Below are 2,167 nucleotides of genomic sequence, written 5' to 3'. Positions count from 1 at the left end.
AGATTAAACAGTACACAACAACCCTGAAATTTCTTAAAAACAATAAGAAATGCAGCATGTATAAATTTATTTATATATATATTGTATATATATGTATACTTATGTATATTATTTATAAACTGAAATTTAAGTTTATAAATGCTGCACCTTGCCGCAAAGAAGCGGCAGGTTTCAAGGAACGAAAACCTAAAAAACCAAGTAAAAAAGGAAACAAATGCCGGCAGGCATAATGAGAGAATCAAACAGAGAGTTTGATCCTGGCTCAGGATGAACGCTGGCGGCGTGCTTAACACATGCAAGTCGAACGGAGACTTTTTCAGTGCAACCTTCGGGGAGCAAGAGAAAGTCTTAGTGGCGGACGGGTGAGTAACGCGTGGGCAACCTGCCTCGCACCGTGGGATAACAGGGGGAAGCTCCTGCTAATACCGCATAAAGTATATAGACGCATGTCAATATACAAAAAGGGATACCGGTGAGAGATGGGCCCGCGTCCGATTAGATAGTTGGCAGGATAGCAGCCTACCAAGTCAACGATCGGTAGCCGGCTTGAGAGAGTGGACGGCCACACTGGGACTGAGACACGGCCCAGACTCCTACGGGAGGCAGCAGTGGGGAATATTGGACAATGGGGGCAACCCTGATCCAGCGACGCCGCGTGAGTGAAGAAGTATCTCGGTACGTAAAGCTCTATCAGCAGGGAAGAAAAAAGACGGTACCTGACTAAGAAGCCCCGGCTAACTACGTGCCAGCAGCCGCGGTAATACGTAGGGGGCAAGCGTTATCCGGAATTACTGGGTGTAAAGGGAGCGTAGACGGCTATGCAAGTCTGGAGTGAAATGCCGGGGCTCAACCCCGGAGCTGCTCTGGAAACTGCGTGGCTTGAGTGTCGGAGGGGCAGGCGGAATTCCCAGTGTAGCGGTGAAATGCGTAGATATTGGGAGGAACACCGGCGGCGAAGGCGGCCTGCTGGACGACAACTGACGTTGAGGCTCGAAGGCGTGGGTAGCAAACAGGATTAGATACCCTGGTAGTCCACGCAGTAAACGATGAATACTAGGTGTCGGGGAGTTAAATTTCCGGTGCCGGCGCAAACGCAATAAGTATTCCACCTGGGGAGTACGTTCGCAAGAATGAAACTCAAAGGAATTGACGGGGACCCGCACAAGCGGTGGAGCATGTGGTTTAATTCGAAGCAACGCGAAGAACCTTACCAAGCCTTGACATGCCGGTGAAGGGGGAGTAAAATCCTCTGCCCCTTGGGGCACCGGACACAGGTGGTGCATGGTTGTCGTCAGCTCGTGTCGTGAGATGTTGGGTTAAGTCCCGCAACGAGCGCAACCCTCATTCCCGGTAGCCAGCAGTAAGATGGGGACTCCGGGGAGACTGCCGAGGAAGACTCGGAGGAAGGCGGGGATGACGTCAAATCATCATGCCCCTTATGGTTTGGGCTACACACGTGCTACAATGGCGCAGACAGAGGGAAGCAAGGCCGCGAGGCAGAGCAAATCTCAAAAACTGCGTCTCAGTTCGGATTGCAGGCTGCAACTCGCCTGCATGAAGCCGGAATCGCTAGTAATCGCAGATCAGAATGCTGCGGTGAATACGTTCCCGGGTCTTGTACACACCGCCCGTCACACCATGGGAGTCGGCAATGCCCGAAGTCAGTGGCCCAACCGTAAGGAGGGAGCTGCCGAAGGCAGGGCGGATGACCGGGGTGAAGTCGTAACAAGGTAGCCGTATCGGAAGGTGCGGCTGGATCACCTCCTTTCTAAGGAAAAGAGTAGGGGTTATGTGTGCTGTTTAGTCTTTGGGAGAGGTTTGGAAAAAGGATTTAATAAAAGAAACAGAATTAAAAAGAAAAAATAAAATTTAGAAAAGAATTAAAATTAATTAAAGAAGATTAAAAAAGAATTCCGGTGTCGATGCGTTTGGGGGAAACACCCGTAAACATACCGAACACGAAGGTTAAGACTCAGACGGCCTATGGTACTATGCTGGAGACGGCATGGGAGAGCGGGTGGATGCCGGATTTAAAATGGGGGTGTAGCTCAGTTGGGAGAGCACCTGCCTTGCAAGCAGGGGGTCAAGAGTTCGAATCTCTCCATCTCCACTGTCATGGCTTGTGCTGTTAAAAAAACTTTGTTTTTTGTCTGAGCTATATTTATAA

1 protein-coding gene, 1 tRNA gene and 2 rRNA genes are annotated in these 2,167 nt (G+C 50.0%); all 4 read left to right on the top strand.

The features are described from left to right. Positions 1-230: hypothetical protein (locus HMPREF9333_RS13180; RefSeq protein ID WP_207635731.1), on the top strand; the 230-nt coding region annotated here is incomplete at its 5' end. 9 nt (positions 231-239) lie between these two features. After that, positions 240-1,768: ribosomal RNA gene (locus tag HMPREF9333_RS11810) — 16S ribosomal RNA — on the top strand. 144 nt (positions 1,769-1,912) lie between these two features. Continuing rightward, a 5S ribosomal RNA gene (rrf, locus tag HMPREF9333_RS11805) occupies positions 1,913-2,030 on the top strand. A gap of 7 nt (positions 2,031-2,037) precedes the next feature. Beyond that, a tRNA-Ala gene (locus HMPREF9333_RS11800) sits at positions 2,038-2,110 on the top strand. Positions 2,111-2,167 lie beyond the last annotated feature (57 nt).

The sequence above is a fragment of the Johnsonella ignava ATCC 51276 genome (assembly GCF_000235445.1).
GTDB lineage: Bacteria > Bacillota > Clostridia > Lachnospirales > Lachnospiraceae > Johnsonella > Johnsonella ignava.
The sequence above is the reverse complement of the archived record's forward strand: the minus strand, read 5'-3'. Positions and strand labels throughout refer to the sequence as shown.